Origin of the sequence: Pseudomonas sp. App30 (assembly GCF_047947025.1) — a bacterium.
Classification (GTDB): Bacteria; Pseudomonadota; Gammaproteobacteria; order Pseudomonadales; family Pseudomonadaceae; genus Aquipseudomonas.
Genome location: NZ_CP133165.1, coordinates 625,730 through 648,034, shown reverse-complemented (window position 1 = coordinate 648,034; position 22,305 = coordinate 625,730). Strand labels below are relative to the sequence as shown.

At 67.3% G+C, this 22,305-nt stretch carries 20 protein-coding genes; 14 read left to right on the top strand and 6 right to left on the bottom strand.

Annotated features, from left to right (window positions below):
* Nucleotides 1-98: 98 nt before the first annotated feature.
* Both RAM80_RS02830 and RAM80_RS02825 read left to right on the top strand, forming a co-directional pair.
* Nucleotides 99-1,013 (top strand): extracellular solute-binding protein, encoded by a 915-nt coding sequence (locus tag RAM80_RS02830; protein WP_416424717.1) that lies wholly within the window; start codon nt 99-101, stop codon nt 1,011-1,013.
* A 4-nt stretch (nt 1,014-1,017) separates the two neighbouring features.
* Nucleotides 1,018-1,779 carry a molybdate ABC transporter permease subunit gene (locus tag RAM80_RS02825; RefSeq protein WP_416424716.1) on the top strand — a complete coding sequence of 254 codons (762 nt, stop codon included), beginning with the start codon at nt 1,018-1,020 and terminating at the stop codon, nt 1,777-1,779.
* 163 nt (nt 1,780-1,942) lie between these two features.
* Here the strand turns inward: RAM80_RS02825 and RAM80_RS02820 are convergent, their stop codons facing one another.
* Nucleotides 1,943-2,956, bottom strand: coding sequence for an alpha/beta hydrolase (locus RAM80_RS02820; RefSeq protein WP_416424715.1), 1,014 nt, complete (start codon nt 2,954-2,956; stop codon nt 1,943-1,945).
* A gap of 182 nt (nt 2,957-3,138) precedes the next feature.
* On the opposite strand from RAM80_RS02820, the gene RAM80_RS02815 reads away from it, so the two are divergent.
* From RAM80_RS02815 to RAM80_RS02790, 6 genes are all read left to right on the top strand, one after another.
* Nucleotides 3,139-3,606, top strand: a complete 468-nt coding sequence (locus RAM80_RS02815; RefSeq protein ID WP_416424714.1) for a hypothetical protein — start codon at nt 3,139-3,141, stop codon at nt 3,604-3,606.
* Between the two features lie 161 nt (nt 3,607-3,767).
* On the top strand, nt 3,768-4,739 hold the full coding sequence (locus tag RAM80_RS02810) for a helix-turn-helix domain-containing protein (protein WP_416424713.1): 972 nt from the start codon (nt 3,768-3,770) through the stop codon (nt 4,737-4,739).
* A gap of 83 nt (nt 4,740-4,822) precedes the next feature.
* Nucleotides 4,823-6,178, top strand: a complete 1,356-nt coding sequence (benA, locus tag RAM80_RS02805) for a benzoate 1,2-dioxygenase large subunit (RefSeq protein WP_416424712.1) — start codon at nt 4,823-4,825, stop codon at nt 6,176-6,178.
* Nucleotides 6,175-6,660, top strand: coding sequence for a benzoate 1,2-dioxygenase small subunit (gene benB, locus RAM80_RS02800; RefSeq protein ID WP_416424711.1), 486 nt, complete (start codon nt 6,175-6,177; stop codon nt 6,658-6,660). Before benA ends, benB begins: the two co-directional genes overlap by 4 nt.
* A gap of 10 nt (nt 6,661-6,670) precedes the next feature.
* The gene (gene benC, locus RAM80_RS02795; RefSeq protein WP_416424710.1) at nt 6,671-7,678 is read left to right on the top strand and encodes a benzoate 1,2-dioxygenase electron transfer component BenC; all 1,008 of its coding nucleotides are present in this window, start codon (nt 6,671-6,673) and stop codon (nt 7,676-7,678) included.
* Between the two features lie 116 nt (nt 7,679-7,794).
* Nucleotides 7,795-8,559 carry a 1,6-dihydroxycyclohexa-2,4-diene-1-carboxylate dehydrogenase gene (locus RAM80_RS02790; protein WP_416424709.1) on the top strand — a complete coding sequence of 255 codons (765 nt, stop codon included), beginning with the start codon at nt 7,795-7,797 and terminating at the stop codon, nt 8,557-8,559.
* 2 nt (nt 8,560-8,561) lie between these two features.
* On the opposite strand, the gene RAM80_RS02785 is transcribed toward RAM80_RS02790, so the two are convergent.
* Nucleotides 8,562-8,921: an RNA polymerase sigma factor gene (locus RAM80_RS02785; protein ID WP_416424708.1), complete on the bottom strand. Its 360-nt coding sequence runs from the start codon at nt 8,919-8,921 to the stop codon at nt 8,562-8,564.
* Between the two features lie 205 nt (nt 8,922-9,126).
* Here RAM80_RS02785 and RAM80_RS02780 point away from each other — a divergent pair, with 205 nt between their 5' ends.
* The gene (locus RAM80_RS02780; RefSeq protein ID WP_416424707.1) at nt 9,127-10,182 is read left to right on the top strand and encodes a response regulator; all 1,056 of its coding nucleotides are present in this window, start codon (nt 9,127-9,129) and stop codon (nt 10,180-10,182) included.
* Nucleotides 10,172-15,667: an AAA family ATPase gene (locus tag RAM80_RS02775; protein WP_416424706.1), complete on the top strand. Its 5,496-nt coding sequence runs from the start codon at nt 10,172-10,174 to the stop codon at nt 15,665-15,667. Before RAM80_RS02780 ends, RAM80_RS02775 begins: the two co-directional genes overlap by 11 nt.
* 87 nt (nt 15,668-15,754) lie before the next feature.
* On the opposite strand, the gene RAM80_RS02770 is transcribed toward RAM80_RS02775, so the two are convergent.
* Nucleotides 15,755-16,576 (bottom strand): alpha/beta fold hydrolase, encoded by an 822-nt coding sequence (locus tag RAM80_RS02770; protein ID WP_416424705.1) that lies wholly within the window; start codon nt 16,574-16,576, stop codon nt 15,755-15,757.
* Nucleotides 16,577-16,747: 171 nt separating this feature from the next.
* Here RAM80_RS02770 and RAM80_RS02765 point away from each other — a divergent pair, with 171 nt between their 5' ends.
* The gene (locus RAM80_RS02765; protein WP_416424704.1) at nt 16,748-17,281 is read left to right on the top strand and encodes a helix-turn-helix domain-containing protein; all 534 of its coding nucleotides are present in this window, start codon (nt 16,748-16,750) and stop codon (nt 17,279-17,281) included.
* Here RAM80_RS02765 and RAM80_RS02760 read toward each other — a convergent pair.
* Nucleotides 17,271-18,638, bottom strand: a complete 1,368-nt coding sequence (locus RAM80_RS02760) for an alginate export family protein (protein WP_416424703.1) — start codon at nt 18,636-18,638, stop codon at nt 17,271-17,273. The two genes, RAM80_RS02765 and RAM80_RS02760, sit on opposite strands and share 11 nt — an antisense overlap.
* Complete coding sequence (locus tag RAM80_RS02755) at nt 18,635-19,507, bottom strand: glyoxalase (protein WP_416424702.1); 873 nt, start codon at nt 19,505-19,507, stop codon at nt 18,635-18,637. The genes RAM80_RS02760 and RAM80_RS02755 overlap by 4 nt, the downstream gene beginning before the upstream one ends.
* A 562-nt stretch (nt 19,508-20,069) precedes the next feature.
* Here RAM80_RS02755 and RAM80_RS02750 point away from each other — a divergent pair.
* A complete protein-coding gene (locus tag RAM80_RS02750) occupies nt 20,070-20,354 on the top strand; it encodes a hypothetical protein (RefSeq protein WP_416424701.1) in 285 nt (94 codons plus the stop codon).
* Nucleotides 20,355-20,430: 76 nt separating this feature from the next.
* Here RAM80_RS02750 and RAM80_RS02745 read toward each other — a convergent pair whose 3' ends face one another.
* On the bottom strand, nt 20,431-20,637 hold the full coding sequence (locus RAM80_RS02745) for a DUF2945 domain-containing protein (protein WP_416424700.1): 207 nt from the start codon (nt 20,635-20,637) through the stop codon (nt 20,431-20,433).
* 139 nt (nt 20,638-20,776) lie between these two features.
* Between RAM80_RS02745 and RAM80_RS02740 the strand changes: the two genes are divergently transcribed.
* Nucleotides 20,777-21,688: a LysR substrate-binding domain-containing protein gene (locus RAM80_RS02740; RefSeq protein ID WP_416424699.1), complete on the top strand. Its 912-nt coding sequence runs from the start codon at nt 20,777-20,779 to the stop codon at nt 21,686-21,688.
* A gap of 204 nt (nt 21,689-21,892) precedes the next feature.
* The gene (locus RAM80_RS02735; RefSeq protein ID WP_416424698.1) at nt 21,893-22,303 is read left to right on the top strand and encodes a DoxX family protein; all 411 of its coding nucleotides are present in this window, start codon (nt 21,893-21,895) and stop codon (nt 22,301-22,303) included.
* Nucleotides 22,304-22,305 lie beyond the last annotated feature (2 nt).

The following is a 22,305-nucleotide window of genomic DNA, read 5'->3' as shown; positions in this document are numbered from 1 at the left end:
CCGCGCCCATGGACGCGGCCTGGTGGCCGCTGCGACGGGGGATCCGTTATCATCGGCGCTATATAACCAGGTAAATAGCGACCGAGGGGCGCACACGCATGTCGAAGACAACCGTTCAGGGGCTGCTGGCCGGCCTGGCCATGGCCAGCGCCGTGGCCGCTCACGCCCAGGACACGATCCAGGTCACCTACGCCGGTTCCATGGGTGTGGTGATGGACAAGGCACTGGGCCCGGCGTTTGCCCAGCGCGAGCACGTGGCGTACCAGGGCCAGGGGCAGGGCGCCTATGGCATGGCGCGGTTGCTGGCGTCGAAGAAGGTGGTGGCGGATGTGTTCGTGTCCATCACCCCCGGGCCCATCGAGGTGCTCAAGCAGGCGGGGCTGGTGGACCAGGCGGTGCCGGTGGCCAGCACGCGCATGGTCATCGCCTACAACCCCAAGAGCCGGTTCGCCAGCCAGTTGCAGGCCGCCAGCCAAGGCACCCAGCCGTGGTGGCAGGTGCTGCAGCGCCCCGGCCTGCGCTTTGGCCGCACCGATGCGGCCACCGACCCCCAGGGCCAGAACATCATCTTCACTTTCAAGCTGGCGGAGAAGTATTACCAGCAGCCGGGCCTGGCCAAGGCCGTGTTGGGTGATGACCAGAACCCCGAGCAGGTGTTCGGCGAGGGCGGCCTGCTGACGCGCCTGGAGTCGGGGCAGGTGGACGCAGCGTCCGGTTACGAAAGCGCCACCCTGTCGGCCAAGCTGCCCTACATTGCCCTGCCCGATGAGATCAACCTGAGCAACCCCACCTTCAGCCACGACTGGTACGACACCGTCAGCCTCAGCCTGCCCGGCAAGGACGGCAGCGCCCAGGTGGTCACCCCGCAGCCGCTGGTGTTCTACGCCGCCGTCCTGAAGAACGCGCCGGACCCGGCGCGCGCCAAGGCGTTTGTCAGCTACCTGCAATCGGCGGCAGGCCAGCAGCTGTTCCAGGCCAACGGCTACGGCCAGCCCAAGGGCCCGGCGCTGTGACCGCATGAGGCGCGCAGGCTCGGCGTGGCTGGGGCTGCCGGCGCTGCTGGTGCTGGTGGCGCCGTTGCTGGCCCTGGTGGCCGCTACCGGTTGGGCGCATCTGCAACTGGCGTACGGTGACTGGAACGCGGTGGCGGTGTCGCTGGGGCTGACGGCCCTGTCGATGCTGCTGATCGTGCTGCTGGGCACGCCGCTGGCGTTCTGGCTGGCGCGCACCCAGGCACGCTGGCGCGGGCTGGTGGAAGGCGCGGTGCTGCTCAACCTGCTGACCCCGCCGCTGGCCATGGGCATCGTATTGGTGACGGCCTATGGACCCTACGGCTATTTCGGCGAAGGGCTGCAGCACCTGGGCCTGAGCCTGAACAACAACCCGCCGGCCTTCGTGCTGGCGCAGGTTTATGGAGGGCTGGCGTACTACGTGCTGTGCGCGCGCAATGCCTTCGAGCAGGTGCCGCGCAGCCTGGAAGAGGCGGCGCGCAGCCTGGGCAGCACGGCGGGTGAGGTGTTCTGGCGGGTGACGGTGCCGCTGGCGAGACGCAGCCTGGCCAACGGCCTGGCCATTACCTGGGCGCGGGTGATCGGTGAGTTCGGGATAGTGATGGTCTTCGCCTACTTCCCCCAGGGCATCCCGGTGAAGTTGTTCGTCAACCTGCAGAACGAGGGGGTGGACGCGGTGTATGCGTTGCTGTGGCTGTTGCTGCTGGTGACCTTGCCGTTTCCGCTGTGGTGTTTGCGGGGGCGGCATCGTGAGCAGGCCATGAGCTGACGCGGCCTGCGGCCGCTGCTACGGGGTTCGTCGCAGCAACTGTCTTGAATTGGCGTCGTCTGCATCGCGACTAAAGTCGGCTCCTACACCGTTCGTGGTAGGAGCCGGCCTTGGCCGCGATATGGGGTATACGCATTCGCGTAGCAGCTGCCGCCAGGCTGCGTCAGTTGAGGTGTGCCTTGAGTTCCAGGCCGGCCTGGCGCATGGCTGCCTTGACCTCGGGGATGTTGCTCAGCGGGTTGAGCAGCCCGTAGTCATGGATCATGCCGTTGTAGCGCACGGCGGTCACGTCCACGCCGGCGGCGTCCAGTTTGCGGGCGTAGGCCTCGCCTTCGTCGCGCAGCACGTCCAGGCCGGCGGTCTGCACCAGGGCCGGTGGCAGGCCCTTGAGCTGCTCGGGGCTGGCTTGCAACGGTGAGGCATGGATCTCGGCGCGCTGGGCGGCGTCGGTGGTGTAGCTGTCCCAGAACCAGGTCATCATGTTCTTGGTCAGGAAGTGCCCCTCGGCGTACTGCTGGTACGAGCCATTGTCAAAGTGCGCGTCGGTCACCGGCCACAGCAGCAGCTGGAACTTCAGTTGCGGGGCGCCCTGTTCCTTGGCCATCAGCGCCACTACCGCGGCCATGTTGCCGCCCACGCTGTTGCCCGCTACCGCCAGGCGCTTGCCGTCCACGCCAATCTGCTGGCCATGCTCGGCCACCCAGCGGGTCGCGGCGTAGGCCTGGTTGATGGCGGTGGGGTAGTGCGCTTCCGGCGACGGCGTGTAGTCGACGTACACCGCCACGGCGCCGGAATTCACCACCAGGTCGTGGATCAGGCGGGCGTGGGTCGGGTAGTCGCCCAGCACCCAGCCGCCGCCGTGGAAGAACATGAACACCGGCAGCTCCCCCTTCACCTTGGCCGGCCGCACGATGGTCAGCTTGATGGCCTGGCCGTTGGCCTGGATGGTCTTGTTGCTGACCTCGGTGCCGCTGAGGTCAACCTTCACCGAGTTCTGCGCGCCGGTCAGCACTGCACGGGCGTCCTTGGGGCTCAGCTGTTCGAGTGGCTTGCCACCGCCGGCATTGAGCGCGTCGAGGAACGCCTGGGTGTGGTGCTCGGCGCCGGTGTCGGCGGCGAAGGCGTTGTTGATGGACAGGGCCAGCAGGGAAGCGGTGAGGGCTTTGCGAATGGTCATGAGGTTGTTCCTTCAAACGTTGTGTGGTTGGTATGGGGGCTACTTTACGGAGGATGACATGAAGGGACAATTAGCCTTATTTGAGAAATATTGATTCTGAATTGGGGACAATCAAGGGGTGGCCTGCCCCTTGCTACGGCTGCTAGTGCAAGACCCATCCCTAGCGTTTGGTGGAGGTAGGCATGTTGATCACGAAATCGTTGTTGGCAGTGGCCATGGGCGTGGTGTTGTCGGCGTCCGTGGTGCTGATACCCGATTCACTCGGCGGTTTTTCCAGTGTCCATGCCAAGGAGGGCGGCAGCGGTGGCCATGGTGGCGGTAGAGGAGGTGGAGGTAGCGGCGGAGGCGGAGGCAGTGGTGGTGGCAGCGGAGGCGGCGGAGGCAGTGGTGGCAGCGGAGGCGGCGGCAACAGTGGCAGTGGTGGCAGCCACGGTGGTTCCGCCAGCAGCGGCGGCACCCATGGCGACGGCCACGCAGGCGCCTCGACCTCCGGCCGCAGCGGCACCCACGCCGAAGCGGGCGACAACCACGGCGTGCACGCTGCCGGTGAAGTGGGCGACGACCATGGCGTGCACGCTGCCGGCGAAGTGGGCGATGACCACGGCGCCCACGCCGCGGGCGAGCCAGGTGACGATCGCGGCGGTAGCTGATACTGGCGCAACACTAGCCCCATGAACGGGGCAAATCCCCAGGGACGGGGCCTTTGCCCCATACCCGCTGGGTATCGCACCAGACCTTGCGCCTATTGGCGCCCGCGCCCGCAAAGGGTGAAGATGTAGCCACCAATAAAAACAATCAGAGTACCCCCGCCATGCACACGCCTTTACTGGGCCAGCGCAGCGAAGTCTTTCACCTGGCCGACCCCCACGCGGTGTCGCAGTACGTCAACCAGCACGTGGGCAACCATTGCATCCAGCTGCCGCGCGCCAGCCGTCCGCTGGCCCACCTCAGCCATCGCTCGTTCGCCGAGCTGGACCTGTGCCGCCTGGGCTACGGCGCCGCCGTGCGCGTGGTGTCGCCGGCGCTGGAGCGCTTTTTCCACCTGCAGGTGCTGCTGCACGGCCATTGCCTGTGGCGCCATGGCCGCGAAGCCCATTACCTGGCGCCGGGCGAACTGCTGCTGATCAACCCCGACGAGCCGGTGGACCTGACCTATTCGGCCGACTGCGAGAAATTCATCGTCAAGGTGCCGGTGCGCCTGCTCGATGGTCTGTGCCAGCAGCAGCGCTGGGCACTGCCGGCGGCTGGCGTGCGCTTCGGCCAGCAGCGCTACCGGCTCGACCAGCTGCCCAGCCTGGTGAGCCTGCTGGGCATGGTCTGCCAGGAGGCGGAAGAGGCCTGCACGCCGCCGCGGGTGCAGGCCCACTACACGCAGATCATCGCCAGCAAACTGCTGGAGCTGACCAACGTGGTGCCCCTGACCGGCGACGAGCCGCCCATGAACTTCGAACGGGTGGTGGAGCACATCGACCGCCACCTGGGCCAGGACCTGGCCCCGGAAGCCCTGGCCCAGGTGGCGCAGGTGAGCGTGCGCAGCCTGTACGGCCTGTTCGAGCGCAACGCCAGCGCCACGCCGGCGCAGTACATCCGCCAGCGCCGGCTGGCGCGTATCCATGCCTGCCTGGGCGACCCCACCTGCAAGGTCCGCAGCCTGTCCGAGCTGGCCATGGACCATGGCTTCATGCACCTGGGGCGCTTTGCCGAGCAGTACCGCAAGCAGTTCGGCGAGCTGCCGTCCGAGACCTTGAAGCGCCGCCGCGACGGCCTTGCACGCAACGGATAGCGGTCTGCACGGATCGGCTATCGGCCATACCCACCCATTCGTACGCTGGAGGTGCCTGAACAATAACAACGGAGGCCCCGGCCATGACCCTGGGAATCGATTACCTCAATGCCTTGCTGCAGGAAGACCGCGCGCAGGGCATCTACCGCTGCAAGCGCGAGATGTTCACCGACCCGCGGCTGTTCGACCTGGAGATGAAGCACATCTTCGAGGGCAACTGGCTGTACCTGGCCCACGAAAGCCAGGTCCCCAACGTCAACGACTACTACACCACCCAGATGGGCCGCCAGCCCATCTTCATCGCCCGCAACAAGGCCGGCGAGCTCAACGCCTTCCTCAACGCCTGCAGCCACCGCGGCGCCATGCTGTGCCGGCACAAGACCGGCAACCGCAGTTCCTACACCTGTCCCTTCCACGGCTGGACTTTCAACAACGCCGGCAAGCTACTGAAGGTGAAAGACCCGGCCGAGGCCGGCTACCCGTCAAGCTTCAACTGCGAAGGCTCCCACGACCTGACCAAGGTCGCGCGCTTCGAGTCCTACCGCGGCTTCCTGTTCGGTTCCCTGAACCCCGATGTGCCACCGCTGGTGGAGCACCTGGGCGAGTCGGCGAAGATCATCGACATGATCGTCGACCAGTCCCCCGACGGCCTGGAAGTACTGCGCGGGTCCAGCAGCTACGTTTACGAAGGCAACTGGAAACTCACGGCCGAGAACGGCGCCGACGGCTACCACGTCAGCGCCGTGCATTGGAACTACGCTGCCACCCAGCAGCAGCGCCAGCAGCGCGAGGCCGATGCAACGGCCAAGACCATGAGCGCTGGCGGCTGGGCCAAGCAGGGTGGGGGCTTCTACTCCTTCGACAAGGGCCACATGCTGCTGTGGACCCGCTGGTCTAATCCCCAGGACCGCCCGCTGTACGAGCGCCGCGACGAGCTGGCGCAACAGTTCGGCAGCGCCCGCGCCGACTGGATGATCCAGAACTCGCGCAACCTGTGCCTGTACCCCAACGTCTACCTGATGGACCAGTTCAGCTCGCAGATCCGCATCGCCCGGCCCATCGACGTCAATCGCACCGAAATTACCATCTACTGCATTGCGCCCAAGGGCGAGAGCGATGCCGCGCGCGCCCAGCGCATTCGCCAGTACGAGGACTTCTTCAACGTCAGCGGCATGGCCACCCCCGACGACCTGGAGGAGTTCCGCTCCTGCCAGCTGGGCTACCAGGGCAGCACCACCGCCTGGAACGACATGTCCCGCGGCGCCGCCCACTGGGTGGAAGGCGCCGACGCCGCCGCGGTGGAAATCGACCTGCACCCGCAGCTCAGCGGCGTGCGCACCGAGGACGAAGGCCTGTTCGTGATGCAGCACAAGTACTGGCAGCAGACCATGATCCAGGCCCTGCAGGCCGAGCGCATCGCCGTGGAGGTGGTGCAATGATCAGCCATGACGCCGTGCGCGATTTCCTCTACCGCGAAGCCCGTTACCTGGACGACAAGGCCTGGGACGACTGGCTGGAGCTCTATGCCCCGAACGCGACCTTCTGGATGCCCAGCTGGGACGACAACGACGAACTGACCCAGGACCCGCAACGGGAGATTTCGCTGATCTGGTACGGCCGCCGCGACGGCCTGGAAGACCGTGTATTCCGCATCAAGACCGAGCGCTCCAGCGCCAGCATTCCCGACACCCGCACCTCGCACAACCTCAGCAACATCGAGCTGCTGGAACAGCGCGACGGCGTGGCCCAGGTGCGCTTCAACTGGCACACCCTGAGCTTTCGCTACAAGACCGTGGACAGCTACTTCGGTACCAGCTTCTACACCCTCGACACTCGTGGCGAGCAGCCATTGATCAAGGCCAAGAAGGTGGTGCTGAAGAATGACTACGTGCGCCAGCTGATCGACATCTACCACATCTGAGGCGGCCAGCATGACCTACAAGATCGCACTGAATTTCGAAGATGGCGTCACCCGTTTCATCGACAGCAGCGCCACCGAGACCGTGGCCGACGCCGCCTACCGCCAGGGCATCAACATCCCCCTGGACTGCCGCGATGGCGCCTGCGGCACCTGCAAATGCTTCGCCGAGGCGGGCCGATACGAGCTGGGCGAGGAATACATCGAAGACGCCCTGACCGAAGAGGAAGCGGCCCAAGGCTTTGTGCTGACCTGCCAGATGCGCGCACAAAGCGACTGCGTGGTGCGCGTGCCGGCGTCCTCGGACGTGTGCAAGACCAGGCAGGCCAAGTACGAGGCCACCATCAGCGCCGTGGAGCAGTTGTCCGACAGCACCATCGCCCTGAAAATCAAGGGTGAGGCCCTTAGCCAGCTGGCGTTCCTGCCGGGGCAGTACGTGAAGCTGCAAGTGCCGGGCAGCGAGCATACCCGGGCCTATTCCTTCAGCTCGCTGCAACGCAATGGCGAGGTCAGCTTCCTGATTCGCAACGTGCCGGGCGGCTTGATGAGCAGCTTCCTCACCAGCCTGGCCAAGGCCGGTGACAGCATGACCCTGGCAGGCCCGTTGGGCAGCTTCTACCTGCGCGACATCCGTCGGCCGCTGTTGCTGCTGGCGGGCGGCACGGGTCTGGCGCCGTTCACCGCCATGCTCGAACGCATCGCCGAGCAGGGCAGCGAGTACCCGATGCACTTGATCTATGGCGTAACCCACGACATCGACCTGGTGGAAACCGCGCGGCTGGAAGCCCTGGCGGCGCGCATTCCGAACTTCACCTACAACGCCTGCGTGGCCAGCCCTGATAGCACCTACCCGCGCAAAGGCTACGTGACCCAGCATATCGAGCCTGTGCACCTCAACGACGGTGACGTGGACCTGTACCTGTGCGGTCCGCCGCCGATGGTGGAGGCGGTGAGCGCTTACCTGCGTGACCAGGCCATCGTGCCTGCCAACTTCTATTTCGAAAAATTCGCTGCGGCTTGATGCCCCCATCACCGTAGCCGCTGCCGAAGGCTGCGCTGGCCTTGAGCCCCGCTGGAAATCTTCAGGGTTCACCCCGGCCAGCGCAGCCTGGCGGCAGCGGCTACAGAGGACACCTCATGAATCGATTCGAGAACAAAATTGCGTTGGTCACCGGCGCAGCCCAGGGCATCGGCCTGGGCGTGGCCCAGCGCCTGGCCGCCGAAGGCGCGCGGCTGGTGCTGGTGGACCGCTCCGAGCTGGTCTACGAACTGGAGGCGCTGCCCAACCAGCCGCTGGTGCTGACCGCCGACCTTGAGCAATACGACGAATGCGCGCGGGTGGTGGCAGCGGCGGTCAAGCACTTCGGCCGCCTGGACATTCTGATCAACAACGTCGGCGGCACGATCTGGGCCAAGCCGTTCGAGCACTACGAAGCGCAGCAGATCGAGGCCGAAGTGCGCCGCTCGCTGTTCCCCACCCTGTGGTGCTGCCACGCGGCGCTGCCGGTGATGCTGGGGCAGGGCAGTGGCGCGATCGTCAACGTCTCGTCCATCGCCACCCGCAGCCTCAACCGCGTGCCCTACGGCGCGGCCAAGGGCGGGGTGAACGCGCTCACCGCCTGCCTTGCCTTCGAAACCGCCGGGCGTGGCGTGCGCGTCAATGCTACCGCCCCAGGCGGTACTGAAGCACCTCCACGGCGCATACCGCGCAACAGCGCCGAGCAAACTGAACAGGAAAAAGGCTGGTACCAGCAGATCGTCGACCAGACCCTGGGCAGCAGCCTGATGCATCGGTACGGCACGGTGGACGAGCAGGTGGGGGCGATTCTGTTCCTGGCCTCGGACGAGGCCTCGTACATTACCGGGGTGACCTTGCCGGTGGGCGGTGGCGACCTGGGCTGAGGTTACGCCTGTAGCCGTTGGCGCAGGCTATCCCACCCGCCAACGACCTCAAGCGTACGCGCGGGCCACCGCAGCCTGGCGGCAGCGGCTACCAGGCCGTGCAACACGCTGGCGCGCGGCGGAGCCGGTGCAGGTTCCACCACCGCCAGCACCGGCGGCCGCACCCGCGCCCGCGCCAGGTTGCGCACGATGCGGAACAGCCCGCTGGGCCGCACTTCCCCCTGCTGCACGCCAAAGCGCAGCCACGCCTCCTGCACCAGGCGTTCAGCCTGGTCGCGGCAGCCGACAATGGCGGCGGCGTAGTTGATCAGCGCCTTGCGCTGGGTCAGGTAGAGGTCGAGCTTTGCCGTGCAAGGGTTCACGATCAGTCACCGGTCGTGGGGGAAGACAGGGTGATTCTAGATGCAATGCGAATCATTATCAATGACGATTCCTGATTTATGCACACTCACCCCCCATCGCAACGTATCCAAGCGGATAATTGCCAACCCCTGCATCTGTCTCTAGTCTTGGCACCATCGCCAGACTCACGATGGACAGGCGCTTGGATGGCTGGGTGAGCCCCTCATGATTCGTATTGGAAACGTCACAGTCTCGTTGGCCCTGCGCGAAATTCGCCAGGGCGCGGTGCCGGTCAAACTGGGCAGCCGCGCGTTCGACATCCTCGAAATGCTGATCGCCGCGCAAGGCCAGCTGGTCAGCAAGGATGAGCTGCTGGCGCGGGTGTGGCCCGACGCAGTGGTGGAAGAGAACAACCTGCAGGTGCACATCTCGGCCTTGCGCAAGGCCCTGGGCGATTCGCGCGAGCGCATCCGCACGGTGGCCGGGCGCGGTTACCGGCTGGTGCTCGACCCGGAACCTGCGCCCGCGGCGCCGGCCAGCGGGGCGCGCGACGGCCTGCTGATTGCCCTGCTGGAGCGCCTGGGCCTGCACGACATGCTCGAGGCGCCCATGCCCAGCCTGCCCGAGCTGGCGCCTGCGGTGCTGCCCGGCGCGCCGATTGTCTATGTGGTGGACGACGAAGCCAGCGTGCGTGACGCCCTGGCGCGGCTGCTGCGGTCCGCGGACATTGCGGTACAAACCTTTGCCTGCGCCGAAGACTTCCTTGCCTGCGGGTTCGAGCAACGCCTGGCCTGCCTGGTGCTGGACGTGAACCTGCAGGTGGGCACCGGCTTCGACCTGCAGGCCGACCTGCAGCGGCGTGGCAGCCAACTGCCGATCATCTTCATGACCGGCTACGGCACCATTCCCATGTCGGTCAAGGCCATGAAGGCCGGGGCCCAGGAGTTCCTCACCAAGCCGTTCGACGAGGGCGAGCTGCTGGGCGCCATCGACCGCGCCCTGACCGGCGCGCGCCAGCGTTTCGCTGCCCAGGCCCAGGCCCGCGAGGTGCGCGGCCGCTACCACACCCTTACCCCACGTGAACGGCAAGTGCTGGGGCTGCTGATCGAGGGCAAGGTCAACAAGCAGATTGCCGCCGCCCTGGGCACCCGCGAGGTCACGGCCAAGGTGCACAAGAAACACGTCATGGCCAAGATGCGCGCCGCCACCCTGGTGGAACTGGTGCGCCTGTGCGAACAGATCGGTGTAGGCCCGGCCAGGGTCGACGCCCATGCCGGCTGAGCGGGTCGACTACCGCCAGCAACTGGGCGGCTTCAATGAACAATGGCTCAAGCACCTCACCTGGCGCCTGCTGCTGGTGGACGGCGAGGTGGCCCGCTACCGGGTGCGCTCGCCCATTTCCGCGCGCGACTGGCTGATAGCGCGCCCGGCGGCGTTGCCTTCAGAGGGCGGTTTCCGGCGCCTGCACCAGGAGTTCGATTTCCGCCACCACCTGCATCCCGGCTGGGCCATTGTGCCGGTCGCGCTGATCAGCGCCGTGGATGGCCCGCTGCTGGTGCTGGACGACAGCCAGGGCCGCGGCCTGCACGAGGTGATGGGCGACCACCTGTCGATCCTGCGTTTCCTGCGCCTGGCGCTGGGCGCCACCCATGCCCTGGGCCAGGCGCACCGGGCGGGCATCCTGCACCGTGACATCAAGCCCTGCAACCTGGTCGAGGGCGCCGACGGCCACGTGCGCCTGATGGCGTTTTCACTGGCCTGCCAGCGTGACGCGCCGGTGCCGGCCGCCGAGGCCATCTGCGGCAGTTTTGCCTACATGTCGCCGGAGCAGGGCGGCCGCGTGGGCCATGAAGTGGACGAGCGCAGCGACCTGTACGCGCTGGGCGTCAGCTTCTACGAAATGCTCACCGGCCAGTTGCCGTTCGAGGGCAACGACCCCGTGGAGTGGCTGCACCAGCACCTGGCGCTGCAGCCGGCGCCGCTGGAAAGCCTGCGCCCCGCGGTGCCCCCCGCCTTGACCGGGCTGGTGTTCAAGCTGCTGGCCAAGCGCGCGGACGAACGCTATGCCGACACCGACGAACTGGCCGCCGACTTGCGCCTGTGCCTGGCGCAATGGACCGAATTCCAGGGCATTCACCCTTTCGAGCCCGGCGCCCGCGGCAGCCGCGCCCACGGGGTGATCAGCGCCGCGCTGCCGGGGCGCCAGCGCGAGTGCGCGGTGCTGCATGACCGGGTGCTGCGCTGCGCGGTCACCGGCGAAGGCGAGCGGGTGCTGCTCAGCGGCCCGCTGGGCAGCGGCAAGACCGCGCTGGTGCGCCAGGTGCACCAGGACCTGGTGGCCGGCAGCATTCTGTTTGCCGTTGGCCGCTTTGACCACGCCGGCCTGACCACGCCTTACGCGGCGGTGTCCACGGCCCTGCGCAGCCTGGTGCTGCGGGTGTTGGGCGAACACCCCGAGGGCCTGGCGCAGTGGCGCAGCCGCCTGCTGCTGGCCTTGGGCGACGGCGTGGCGCCGCTGCTGGCGCTGGTACCCGAACTTGCGCTGGTGCTGGGGCAACACGCGCCAGTGCCCGAGCCCGCCCGTGCCGACGGCAGTGACCGCCTGCAGTCGCTGCTGCGCGCCTGCCTTGCCGTGTTTGGCCGGCCCGGCACGCCACTGCTGCTGTTTTTCGACAACACCCAGGGCCTGGACAGCCACAGCCTGGCGCTGCTGCACAACCTGGTCGAGGTGCCCCTGGCCCACGTGGTGCTGGTGCTGGCCAGCCGCGACAGCGCGCCAGGCAGCCTGGCCCAGGCCGTGAAGCGCGGTGGTGGCCATTGCACTGAGCTTGCGCTGTTGCCGCTGGAGCCCGATGGCGTGCTGGCCATGGTCAACGGCCTGCTGGGCAGCGAGGGGCCTGTCCTGCTGCCGCTGGCCGAGGTCATCCACGCCAAGAGCGGCGGCAACCCGCTGTTCATCCAGCAACTGGTGCGCACCCTGCTGGAAGAAAAACGCCTGGTGCCCCGGCCGGGCGCCCTGGGCTGGGCCTGGGACCAACAGGCGCTGGAGGCCTGCCCGGTGGCCGACAACGTGGTGGACCTGCTGCTCACGCGCATGGCCCGCCTGCCGCGCCGCACGCGTTGGTTGTTGGGCCTGCTGGCGCTGATCGGCACCCGCGCCGACCTTGCGCATCTCGCCCGCCTGGGCCGCCTGGCACCACCACGCGCGCGGCTGGCGCTGGGCCCGGCGGTGCAGGCCGGGCTGCTGCTGGGCGACGGCGAAGGTTGGTGCTTCAGCCACGACCGCGTGCGCGACACCGCCTACCACGCCATCGCCCCACGCCTGCGCGCCCTGCAGCACACGCGCCTGGCGCACCTGCTGATCCAGGCCATGGACGACAGCCGCGCGCCGGGCTACCTGTTCCGCATTGCCCTGCATATCCAGCAGTGCGCCCACGAGCAACTGCAGGAGGCCGACCTGAGGGTGTTCGTCGACGCCCTGCTGCGCGCCGCACAACGTGCCCGTGACAGCTCGACCTTGCCCTTCGCCCTCCAGTACCTGCGCCTGGCACGCGAGCTGGCCGGCTGCCCGCGCTGGGTGCAGGCGCCGCAGCAGCGCGACGCCATGGACATGCTGTACGCCCAGTGCCTGATGAACAGCGCCGACTACGCCGGCGCCCACGCCTGCATTGATCAGATCCTCGACCGCGCCGACTCGCTCACCCAGGTGTCGGCCCTGTATGTGCTGAAGATCGAGGCGCTGTCGCTCGCCGACAACTACGCCGCCAGCCTGCACACCGGGCGCGCCGGGCTGGCGCTGTTCGGTATCGAATTCAGCGGCAGTGACCGCGACCAGCCGCGGTTGCAGGTCAGCCAGGCGTTGGGCGACCGGCCAATCGACGCCTTGCTCGCGCACCAGGCCGTGAACAACTCCTTCATTGCTGCCGCGCTGGAACTGATGGCCGCGATGATCATTCCGGCCATCCATGTCGAGCGCGAGCTGGCGCTGCCGCTGCTGGCGCGCATGCTGCAAATGACCGTGCGCCACGGCGTCAGCCCGGCCTCGGTGCCGGGGCTGGCGTGGTTCGGGGTATTGTTGGCCGACGAGTACGGCGCCTACGAAGAAGGCCAGCACTACGTGGAATTGGCGGTGCGCCTGGAGTACGCGTTGGGCCTGGAAACTGGCAAGGTGTCCACGCAACTGGCCCTGGGCCGCACCAGCGCCTGGACGCGCTCGCTGGCGTTCTCGCTGGAATGCGGCGAGCAGGCCTTCGCCGCTGGCCGCCGCGAGGGCCGGGCGGCGCTGAGCTGCTACGCCTGCCACCACATGGTCAGCATCCTGCTGGTGATGGGCGGCCCACTTGAGCGCGTGGCGCAACGGCTGGACGCGGCCATGGCGGTGGCCGACGCCGCCGGTTTCGCCGACAGCCGCCTGCTGCTGGAGATCCAGCAGGCTTACGTGCGCGGCCTGCGCGACGCCGACGCTCCGGCGCGCGGCAACCTGTTGCAGGCCTGGCAGCCACGGGTGGAAGCCAGCCGCATGCTGCCCATCGGCTTCTTCTACTGGCTGTACCGGGGCATGCTGGCCTTCACCCAGGGCCGCCATGAAGCCGCCCGCGACGACCTGGCGCGCGCGGCCCAGCTCAAGGGCTGCATGGCCGCCCATGTCCACCTGGCGGACCTGGCGTGTTACTCGGCGCTCAACCACGCCGCCCTGGCGGCCAGTGCCCACAGCCCGCTGGCGGCCATCCAGGGCCTGCAGCCGCCGTTGCACGAGCTGCGGCGCTGGGCGCAGCTCAACCCCCAGGCGTTCCTGGGCCGCGAACTGCTGGTGGAAGCCGAGATCGCCCGCCTGCAGGGCGACCTGCTGCGCGCCCTGCAGCTGCTGGAGGCGGCCATCGAGCAGGCGGCTGCCAGTGGCTGCGTGCCGGTGCTGGCCCTGGCGCACGAGCGCGCCGCCAACTGTCACCAGGCGCTGGGCCTGGCCAGCGCTGCCCGCAGCCACCGTTTCAGCGCCCGTGACGCCTACCAGCGCTGGGGTGCGTCAGGCAAGGTCGCGGCCCTGGAGGCCGGGCACCTGTACCTCAACAACAAGCCGCTGGACGCCCGCGCGTCCATCGACATGCTCAACGGCCAGCAGTACCTGGACCTGGTCTCGGTGACCAAGGCGTCCCAGGCGTTGTCGCGGGAAATCGTCTTCGAGCGTTTGGTGGAGACCCTGCTGGCCAACACCATCGTCCACGCCGGCGCGCGCAATGGCGCTTTGATTCTGGTCGAAGGCGGCGACCTGCTCAGCGTCGCCAGCGGCGCAACCGCCGAGGCCGGCGTGCGCGTGACCCTGTGCCAGCAGCCGGTGCAGCCGCGCAGCCTGCCGCTGTCGTTGCTGTACACGGTGATGCGCACCGGCCGTACGGTGGCGCTGGAGCAGGCCGGCGGCGACGCCGAGTTCGCCGACGACCCGTACTTCGCCGTGCAGGCCGCCGGCGCCGTGCTGTGCCTGCCGCTGCTCAAGCAGGGTGAGGTGATTGGCCTGCTGTACCTGGAGAACGCCCTGGCCTGCGGCGTGTTCAGCCACCCGCGGGTGGCGATGATCGAGCTGCTGGCGGCGCAGGCGGCCATCTCGCTGGAAACCGCGCGCCTGTATGCCCAGGTGCTGGAAGAGAACGCCCGGCGCCGCGACACCGAGGCGCAGTTGCGCACCAGCCAGGCGTTGTTGGCCATCGGCCAGAAAATCATTCGTTCCGGTTCGTTCCGCTGGGACGTTACCAGCGACCAATCGCAATGGTCGGATGAACTGTTCGCCGTGTGGGGGCTGCCGGTAGCGGCCACGGCCCCGGCGCCCGAGGTGCTGGCGCGCCGGGTGCACGCGGACGACGCCGAGCGTTTCAACGCCCAGTTGCAGTGGGCGCGGCAGACGCGCCTGCCGCTGCGCATGGCCTTCCGCATTAGCCTGGACGATGGCGCCGTGCGCCACCTGGAAGCCCACGCCGAGCCTGCCGAGGACGGCGTGTACGTGGGCGTGACCACCGACGTCAGCGAGCGCCGCGCCACCGAGGCAGCGCTGCGCAGCGCCCGCGCCGAGCTGGCCCAGGTGCGCCAGAGCACGGTGATGGGCGAGCTGGCCGCCAGCATCGCCCACGAGATCAACCAGCCGCTGGCGTCTATCGTCACCAACGCCAGCGCCAGCGTGCGCTGGCTGCAGCGCGAGGTGCCACAGGTGGGCGAGGCCCTGGAAGGCCTGCGCGACATCGCCCGTGACGGCCGCCGCGCTGCCGATATCATCCGTGCCTTGCAGGCGTTGGCGCGCCAGGAACCGGCCAGCCGCAGTTGGCTGCAAATTGACGAGCTGATCACCCAGGTGTTGCGCCTGCTGGCGGTGGAAACCGACGCCCAGCAGGTCACGGTGCACACCGCCTTGCAGGCGGCCGGGGTGCAGGTGCAGGTGGACGGCGTGCAGTTGCAGCAGGTGCTTTACAACCTGGTGGCCAACGCCGTGGAGGCCATGGCCAGCGTGCCGGCTGCCGCGCGGCGCCTGCAGGTGACGTCCAACGTGCCGGTGGCCGGGCAGTTGGTGGTGATGGTGGAGGACAGCGGGCCGGGCATCGGCGTCGAAGATGAGGGCAAGGTGTTCAACGCCTTCTTCACCACCAAGGCCAACGGCATGGGCATGGGGTTGGCTATTTGCCGTTCGATCATGGACGCCCAGGGCGGTACCCTGCACCTGCACCGGGGGCGGCAGGGGCAGACGGTGTTCGTGTTTACCTTGCCGTGTGCCGGCCTGGCGTGATGGCGGCGTGGAGCCCATCGCGACCAAGGTCGGCTCCTACGCCGGACAGGGGTAGGAGCCGACCTTGGTCGCGATGCAGGCGCTGCGTTACCCGCGGGCAAACGCCAGCAGGTCCTGGTTCAGCTGGTCCTTGTGGGTGAAATACACCGCATGCGGGGCGCCGGGGTAGACCTTCAATTGCGCGCCACGCACCAGCTCGGCCGCCGCCTTGCCGGTCACCTCGAAGCTCACCACCGCGTCGCCGTCGCCATGGATGACCAGGGTGGGGATGGTGATGCTGCGCAGGTCAGCGCGGAAGTCGGTCTCGGAGAACGCTGCCACGCAGTCATAGGTGCCCTTGAAACCGGCCTGCAGGGCCAGGAACTGGGTCCAGTCGAGCATTGGCTTGCCGACCTTGTTGGCGGGCTTGTCACTGCCGGTGAACACCGGGCCGAAGGCATCGAGGAAGCCGGCGCGGTCGTTGAGCAGGCCAGCACGGATACCGTCGAAAATGGCCGGGTCCATGCCCTCGGGGTGGTCGTCGCGGCGGCTCATCAGCGGCGTCACCGCGCTCACCAGCACCGCCTTGGCGATGCGCTGGCTGCCGTGGCGGCCCAGGTAGCGCGCCACTTCGCCGCCGCCCATGGAGAAGCCCACCAGGATGGCGTTGCTGATGTCCAGCTCGTCCAGCAGCTGTTCCAGGTCATCGGCGAAGGTGTCGTAGTCGTAGCCGGTCCACGGCTGGCTGGAGCGGCCGAAACCACGACGGTCATGGGCGATGACGCGGAAGCCGTTGGCCGCCAGGAAGTTCATCTGGTAGTCCCACATGTCGGCGTTCAGCGGCCAGCCGTGGCTGAGCACGATCGGTTGCCCGGTGCCCCAATCCTTGTAGTAGAGCTGCGTGCCGTCGGTGGTGGTCAAGTAAGCCATGTGCGAACGCCTCGGTAAGGGTAGGGAAGGCCAACGCTAGCGGTTATGCAGGGGTAAATCCTTGGGCGAACCTTAATCGTTCTTAATTCAGAACATTTAAGGTCGCGGCAAGGACGTCCCGGGTGCGCGCGGGGAGACTGGCAGCCTGGACCGTAGAAGGAATTCTTGCCCATGAACGCCCGTACTCATATCCCTGGTGGCCCGCTGGACCCGGTGACCCTCGACCTGCTGTTGACCCTGGCCGCTACCCTGGCCGACGCCGATACGCCGCAGCCCGAAGCCCTGCACCAGCACTCCAGTGCCCTGTGTGCGCACCTGCTGGTGCACTACGGCGACAGCGCCCCCGAATCGCAGCGCCTGGCGCTGTCGCCCTGGCAGGCGCGGCGCGCCAAGCAGCTGATGTTGGAGCAACTGGGCGGAAGCCCGTCGATCGCCGACATTGCCAGCGCCTGCTCGCTGTCGCGCAGCCATTTTTCCCGCGCCTTCAAGAAGACCACCGGGCAGTCGCCCCGGGACTGGCTGCAACAGGCGCGGCTGGAGCGGGCCAAGGCGTTGCTGGCCGACAAGGCCCTGTCCATCGCCCAGGTGGGCCTGGACTGCGGGTTCGCCGACCAGTCGCATTTCACCCGGGTGTTCACCCGGGCGACCGGCACCACGCCGTTCGCGTGGCGCCGGGCGCTGCCGCGTCAGGCGCTTACCAACTGAACTTGAGTTCCACGCCCAGGTAGTTGCTGTTATGCCCACCGGCGTCGCGCAGGGTCTGCCCGGCGTCGTAGTGCACCGCTTCCACCGCACCGGCCAGGTTGGCGGTGAAGGCGTAGTCGGTGCGCAGCTGGGCATAGGCGCCAGTCCAGCGCTGGCCGGTGCCGGCGGTGTTGGCTACGGCAATATTGGGCTGGGTGTACACCGCATCCTCGGTGGTCTGGCGCCACAACAGGCCGATGGCGGTCTGCACGCTCAGGCCCGGTAGCGGCTTGACCGTCAACGATGGCTTGACGTGGATCAGGTTGCTGTAGCCGGTGTAGCCCGCCAGGGTGAAGTAGTAGCCATTGGGGAACAGCGGGTTGAAGGTGCCCACGCGGCCGTCGCCGGGGTGGCTGTCACCCGAGGCAACGTCCAGTTGCAGGCCCAGGCGCGGCGTCCAGGGGGTGCTGGCGAAGGTGTAGCCCACGCGGCTGCCGCCAGCCCAGGCGCGGATGTCCTTGCCGCCCACGCTGCCACCCTGGTACATGCCCTCCAGGTCCCAGTCCACCTGCGCGGCGGTGCCGGCGTAGCGGGCGTCGAAGATCGAGCGGTTTTCATGGCCCGACGCGTCCAGGTACTGGGCTTCGTCGCGCTGGTACAGCGCGTAGTAGGCGGACAGTTCCTGGCTGCCGTTGACCAGCCGCTCCACCCGCAGCATGTCGAAGCGCACGGCCTGGCTGGAGGTGTCGTCGAAGTCCTGGTCGTCGCGGTACTGCACCGGGTGGCTGGCGATGCCGATGAAGCGCCACTGCGCGGTTTCCCAGTCGGCCCACAGGGCGTCGAACGACTGGCGCACGTTGGGGCCGTCGCGCGAGGAGACGAAACGCTGCAGGTCGAAGGCGAAATCCTGGCGGCCGACGCGGGTCTTCAGGGTGCCGCTGTCGTAGGCGTTGATGTATTCCAGGAATGCCAGGCGCAGGTCCAGGCGGTTCTGGTCGGCGCCGCCCAGGGTGGTCTTGTCGTAGGCGCGCACGTCTTCGAGCTGGGTGAACAGCCGCCAGTGCTCGTTGAAGTGCAGGTCGGCGTGCACCTGGAAGCGCTGCAGCAGGTAGTTGTCGCGCTTCACGCCCTTGGTGCCGAAGCCGTTGGCATCGTTCATTTCCAGGCGTTCGCGCAGGGTGGCCCCCAGGGACAGCCAGGCACTGTCCCCCAGGGCAATGTACTTGAGGTCATCCAGCGGCTGGGTGCGCAGGGCCGGCGAGGCCAGCGCCGACCAGTCCTCCTGCCAGCGGTTGGCCTTGATGGCGGGGCGCGTGTCGTCGGCGGCAGCCAGCAGCGGCAGCAGCGCCAGCGACAGGCCGACGATTGGCCGCCTCACTGCTTGGCCAGGGCTTGGTGGATTTCAGCCACGTAGCCGCCCGGGAACTGCACCATGGCCGCCTGGCGGCCGTCGCTGCTGGCCGGTTGCACCAGCACGCTGGCGCCGCTGCCGGTGGCCTTCTGCAGGGTGGCGTTGAGGTCGGCGACCTCGTAGCCGGTGGTTTCGTGGCCGTACGGGAAGGGCAGGTGACCGTCGGTGACCAGCACGGTCATGCGGCCGAAGTCCGAGGTGATGCGCACGCGCTCGTAGGTGCCCTTGTCGCGGCCGATTTCGGCGCCCGGGGCGTGCTTGTCGTCCGCCACCACCTTGCCATGGGAGAAGGTGGTGAAGGCCTTGATGAAGGCGGGGGCGCGGTCTGCTGATACGTACACGCGGTTTTCCGGTACGTACTGGAACGCTGTGTAGTTGGGCGCCGTGTTGTGCCAGTAGAGCTGCATGTTCACGCCGCCCGGCCACTGCACCACGGCGTCGCGGCCAATGGGGTCGGGGAACGGCGCGACAATCACGTCGGCGCCGGCTTGGCGCGCCAGCTTGACGGCCTGGTCCATGTCCTTGACCAGGTAGCCGTTGCGCTCATCGCCGAACGGGTGCGGGATGGGGGTCTTGAAACCGAACAACGACACCGTGCCGGACGGCGTCTGCAGCAGCTGCGAGGTGGTGCTGCTGGGCGTGGGCGTGACGTCAGCCACTACCTGCGGGGTGCTCTTGCCGCCAAAGGTGGCGGTGAAGCTTTGCACGAAGGCATCGACGTCGGCGGGCGCCACGTACACGTGGCTGGTGTCGTACTGCGGCCCGACCGCAGGGCCGGTGGCGGCCAGCGCCGACAGCGGCGTGGCCATGGCGAGCATGAGCAGGGTATGACGCATGACAAACTCCAGAGAGGGGTAAGCGGATGGCGTCAGGGTGGCGGGTGGGATAGATGAATAATTGAATGGGTGTGCTTTTGTGGCGCTGCAACCTGTAGCCGCGGCCCCAGGCCGCGTCCGATACGTTGTTGTGGGAGCTGGCTTGCCAGCGAGCTGTTGAGGCCCTAAAAACTCGCTGGCAAGCCAGCTCCCACAAAGACAGTTTCTGCTACGGAAATCCGTGTTTGGTTACTAAAAAATTGTAGGAAATGCCCTACAACTTCAGCGATAATCGTCCTACAGCTCGAAAAATGGCGCTTGCCGTGCTGGGTTTGAGTGGCTAATCTCGCTGCGCCGTTGCTTATCAGCGGTCGGGTTTAGTCGCCCGCCTTACACCTAGGCGCTTGAGCTTCGTAGCGTTCACGGGACTGTGTTGTCCGTAGAAAAACGTTATGGCAGCTGTGCGCAGGGCACTTCGGTGCGCCGGGTTCCTAGGGTAACCGGTCGACTAACCTGTCGTCACAGCTGCCACCCCCTCGTTTAGTCGCGAGCCTGGCAGTTCCATTACCTTAGGAGCTGTACCATGACCCCAGTTACCCCCGACCCACCCGACCTCACCACCGCCTTCCACCCCTTCGCCCCCAGCGAAGGCGAAATGCCCATCCTTGCCGTGCGCGAAGGCATGCCCCTGGAAGAGGTGCTGATTCACGCCTCCGGCTACCTCCGCAGCGCCAGCGCAGGCGCCGCCGAAATGGTCGAGAACTGCCCACAGCACCTACGCCCCTTGGCACGCAACATCGAGCACCTGGCGGAAATCGCCCGGGCGCTGGTTGAGGCCTCGATAACCGGCTTGCCAAAACAACCCTGACCCGTAGCAGCTGCCGCAGGCTGCGTCCGAAGCCGACGCGTACGATGTGGGGCCGGGACGCGGCCTTCGGCCGCTGCTACAGGGGGTGTAGGGCTTGGGCGTGGTGCATGGCTAGGTGGCCGGTCTTGTCGCTTTTCACTTCGTATTGCGGTTCGTCCTTGGAGGCGGGGCGGTGTTTGCCCATGAACTCCACGTCGCGAACGTGCACCTTGACCACCTTGCCGTGAATTTCACCGGCTTCGGCGTTCCAGCGTACGGCGTCGCCTGCCTTGAATGTTTGCATCGCGTATTCTCCGGATTTTGCAGTGCATGGTCGTATGACCTGCTCTGCACGCGAATAGCACAATCATTCAAAACGCCGGCCCACCGTTATGCTTCACTATCGGGTCGCCAACCCCCAGCCCGTCAGGAGCCCGCCGCCCATGAACCGCAACGACCTGCGCCACGTCGACATGAACCTGCTGGTGCTGTTCGAAGCCTTGATGTTCGAACGCAACCTGACGCGCGTCGCTGAAAAGCACTTCATTGGCCAGCCGGCGGTGAGCGCCGCGCTGGGCCGGCTGCGGGACCTGTTCGATGACCCGCTGCTGATTCGCAACGGCCGCAGCATGGAGCCGACGCTGCGCGCGCTGGCGATTCTGGAAGAGTTGCGGCCGGCGCTGGACACCATTTCCGGCGCGGTCAGCCGCGCCAAGGATTTCGACCCCAGCACCAGCTGCGCCACCTTCCGCATCGGCCTGTCGGACGACGCCGAGTTTGGCCTGTTCCCGCCGTTGCTGGCGCAGCTGCGCGAAGAAGCGCCGGGGATCATTATTGTCGTGCGCCGGGCCAATTACCTGTTGCTGCCGGCCATGCTCGCCAGCGGCGAAATCTCGGTGGGGGTGAGCTACACCACCGACCTGCCGGCCAACGCCAAGCGCCGCAAGCTGCGCGATATCGGCTGCAAGGTGCTGCGTGGCGACAGCGCGCCGGGGCCCTTGACCCTGGATGATTACTGCCAGCGGCCCCACGCCATGGTGTCGTTCTCGGGCGACTTGAGCGGCAACATCGACATGGACCTGGCCAAAGTCGGCCGCAGCCGCCGGGTGGTGCTGGGGGTGCCGCAGTTCCATGGCCTGCGGGCGCTGCTCAAAGGCAGCGACCTGATTGCCACGGTGCCCGACTACGCCGCCTGCGCGCTGGTGGAAGACGGCGTGCTGCGCGCCGACGAACCGCCGTTCCCGATCGTGCCGGCGGAGCTGTCGATGGTGTGGAGCGGGGTGCACGACAACGACCCGGCCGAGCGCTGGTTGCGCGCCCATATCAGCCGAGTAATGGCGGCGCCGTTGCCATGAAGCACCCCGTACCGTAGCCGCTGCCGAAGGCTGCGCTGGCAGGTATGAACCCAGGAAATCTCCAGTGGGGCACGGGGCCAGCGCAGCCTGGCGGCAGCGGCTACGCGAAGGGCACACCCGTTCAAAACACAGCACGTCCGTGCAATCGGTCCGGCGGCAGGGCGCTCACTATAGGCGCTCCTGATCACCCGCCAAGGACCCTCGATGAGCCAGCGCCGCCATGACCCCGCCGACCTTGCACTGCTGTGGCTGCGCGTGTGCGCCGCGGTGTTTTTGCTCAAGGTGCATGGCCTGCCCAAGCTGCTCGACTTCCATGCGCAACTGCAGCTGATCGAAGACCCGTTCCAGCTGGGCGCCGTGCCCACCCTGTGCCTGGCCATTTTCGCCGAGGTGCTGTGCCCGCTGCTGATCATCGCCGGCGTGCTGACCCGCCTGGCGTGCCTGCCGGTGCTGGCGGTGCTGCTGGTGGCGCTGTTGTTCGTGCACCCCGAATGGACCCTTGAGCAAGGCCAGTTCGCCTGGCTGCTGCTGATTCTGTTTACCACGATTCTGATTGGCGGCCCCGGCCGGCTGGCCGTGGGCCTGCGCCTGCCCGCGCCGCTGCGCTACGCCTGATT

Coding starts and splice junctions, on each gene's coding strand:
- RAM80_RS02825 (WP_416424716.1), top strand. CDS start 1,018: ATGAGGCGCGCAGGCTCGGCGTGGCTGGGGCTGCCGGCGCTGCTGGTG.
- benA (WP_416424712.1), top strand. CDS start 4,823: ATGACCCTGGGAATCGATTACCTCAATGCCTTGCTGCAGGAAGACCGC.
- RAM80_RS02820 (WP_416424715.1), bottom strand. CDS start 2,956: ATGACCATTCGCAAAGCCCTCACCGCTTCCCTGCTGGCCCTGTCCATC.
- RAM80_RS02755 (WP_416424702.1), bottom strand. CDS start 19,507: ATGCGTCATACCCTGCTCATGCTCGCCATGGCCACGCCGCTGTCGGCG.
- benB (WP_416424711.1), top strand. CDS start 6,175: ATGATCAGCCATGACGCCGTGCGCGATTTCCTCTACCGCGAAGCCCGT.
- RAM80_RS02810 (WP_416424713.1), top strand. CDS start 3,768: ATGCACACGCCTTTACTGGGCCAGCGCAGCGAAGTCTTTCACCTGGCC.
- RAM80_RS02740 (WP_416424699.1), top strand. CDS start 20,777: ATGAACCGCAACGACCTGCGCCACGTCGACATGAACCTGCTGGTGCTG.
- RAM80_RS02790 (WP_416424709.1), top strand. CDS start 7,795: ATGAATCGATTCGAGAACAAAATTGCGTTGGTCACCGGCGCAGCCCAG.
- RAM80_RS02830 (WP_416424717.1), top strand. CDS start 99: ATGTCGAAGACAACCGTTCAGGGGCTGCTGGCCGGCCTGGCCATGGCC.
- RAM80_RS02735 (WP_416424698.1), top strand. CDS start 21,893: ATGAGCCAGCGCCGCCATGACCCCGCCGACCTTGCACTGCTGTGGCTG.
- RAM80_RS02750 (WP_416424701.1), top strand. CDS start 20,070: ATGACCCCAGTTACCCCCGACCCACCCGACCTCACCACCGCCTTCCAC.
- RAM80_RS02745 (WP_416424700.1), bottom strand. CDS start 20,637: ATGCAAACATTCAAGGCAGGCGACGCCGTACGCTGGAACGCCGAAGCC.
- RAM80_RS02770 (WP_416424705.1), bottom strand. CDS start 16,576: ATGGCTTACTTGACCACCACCGACGGCACGCAGCTCTACTACAAGGAT.
- RAM80_RS02780 (WP_416424707.1), top strand. CDS start 9,127: ATGATTCGTATTGGAAACGTCACAGTCTCGTTGGCCCTGCGCGAAATT.
- RAM80_RS02775 (WP_416424706.1), top strand. CDS start 10,172: ATGCCGGCTGAGCGGGTCGACTACCGCCAGCAACTGGGCGGCTTCAAT.
- RAM80_RS02765 (WP_416424704.1), top strand. CDS start 16,748: ATGAACGCCCGTACTCATATCCCTGGTGGCCCGCTGGACCCGGTGACC.
- RAM80_RS02815 (WP_416424714.1), top strand. CDS start 3,139: ATGTTGATCACGAAATCGTTGTTGGCAGTGGCCATGGGCGTGGTGTTG.
- benC (WP_416424710.1), top strand. CDS start 6,671: ATGACCTACAAGATCGCACTGAATTTCGAAGATGGCGTCACCCGTTTC.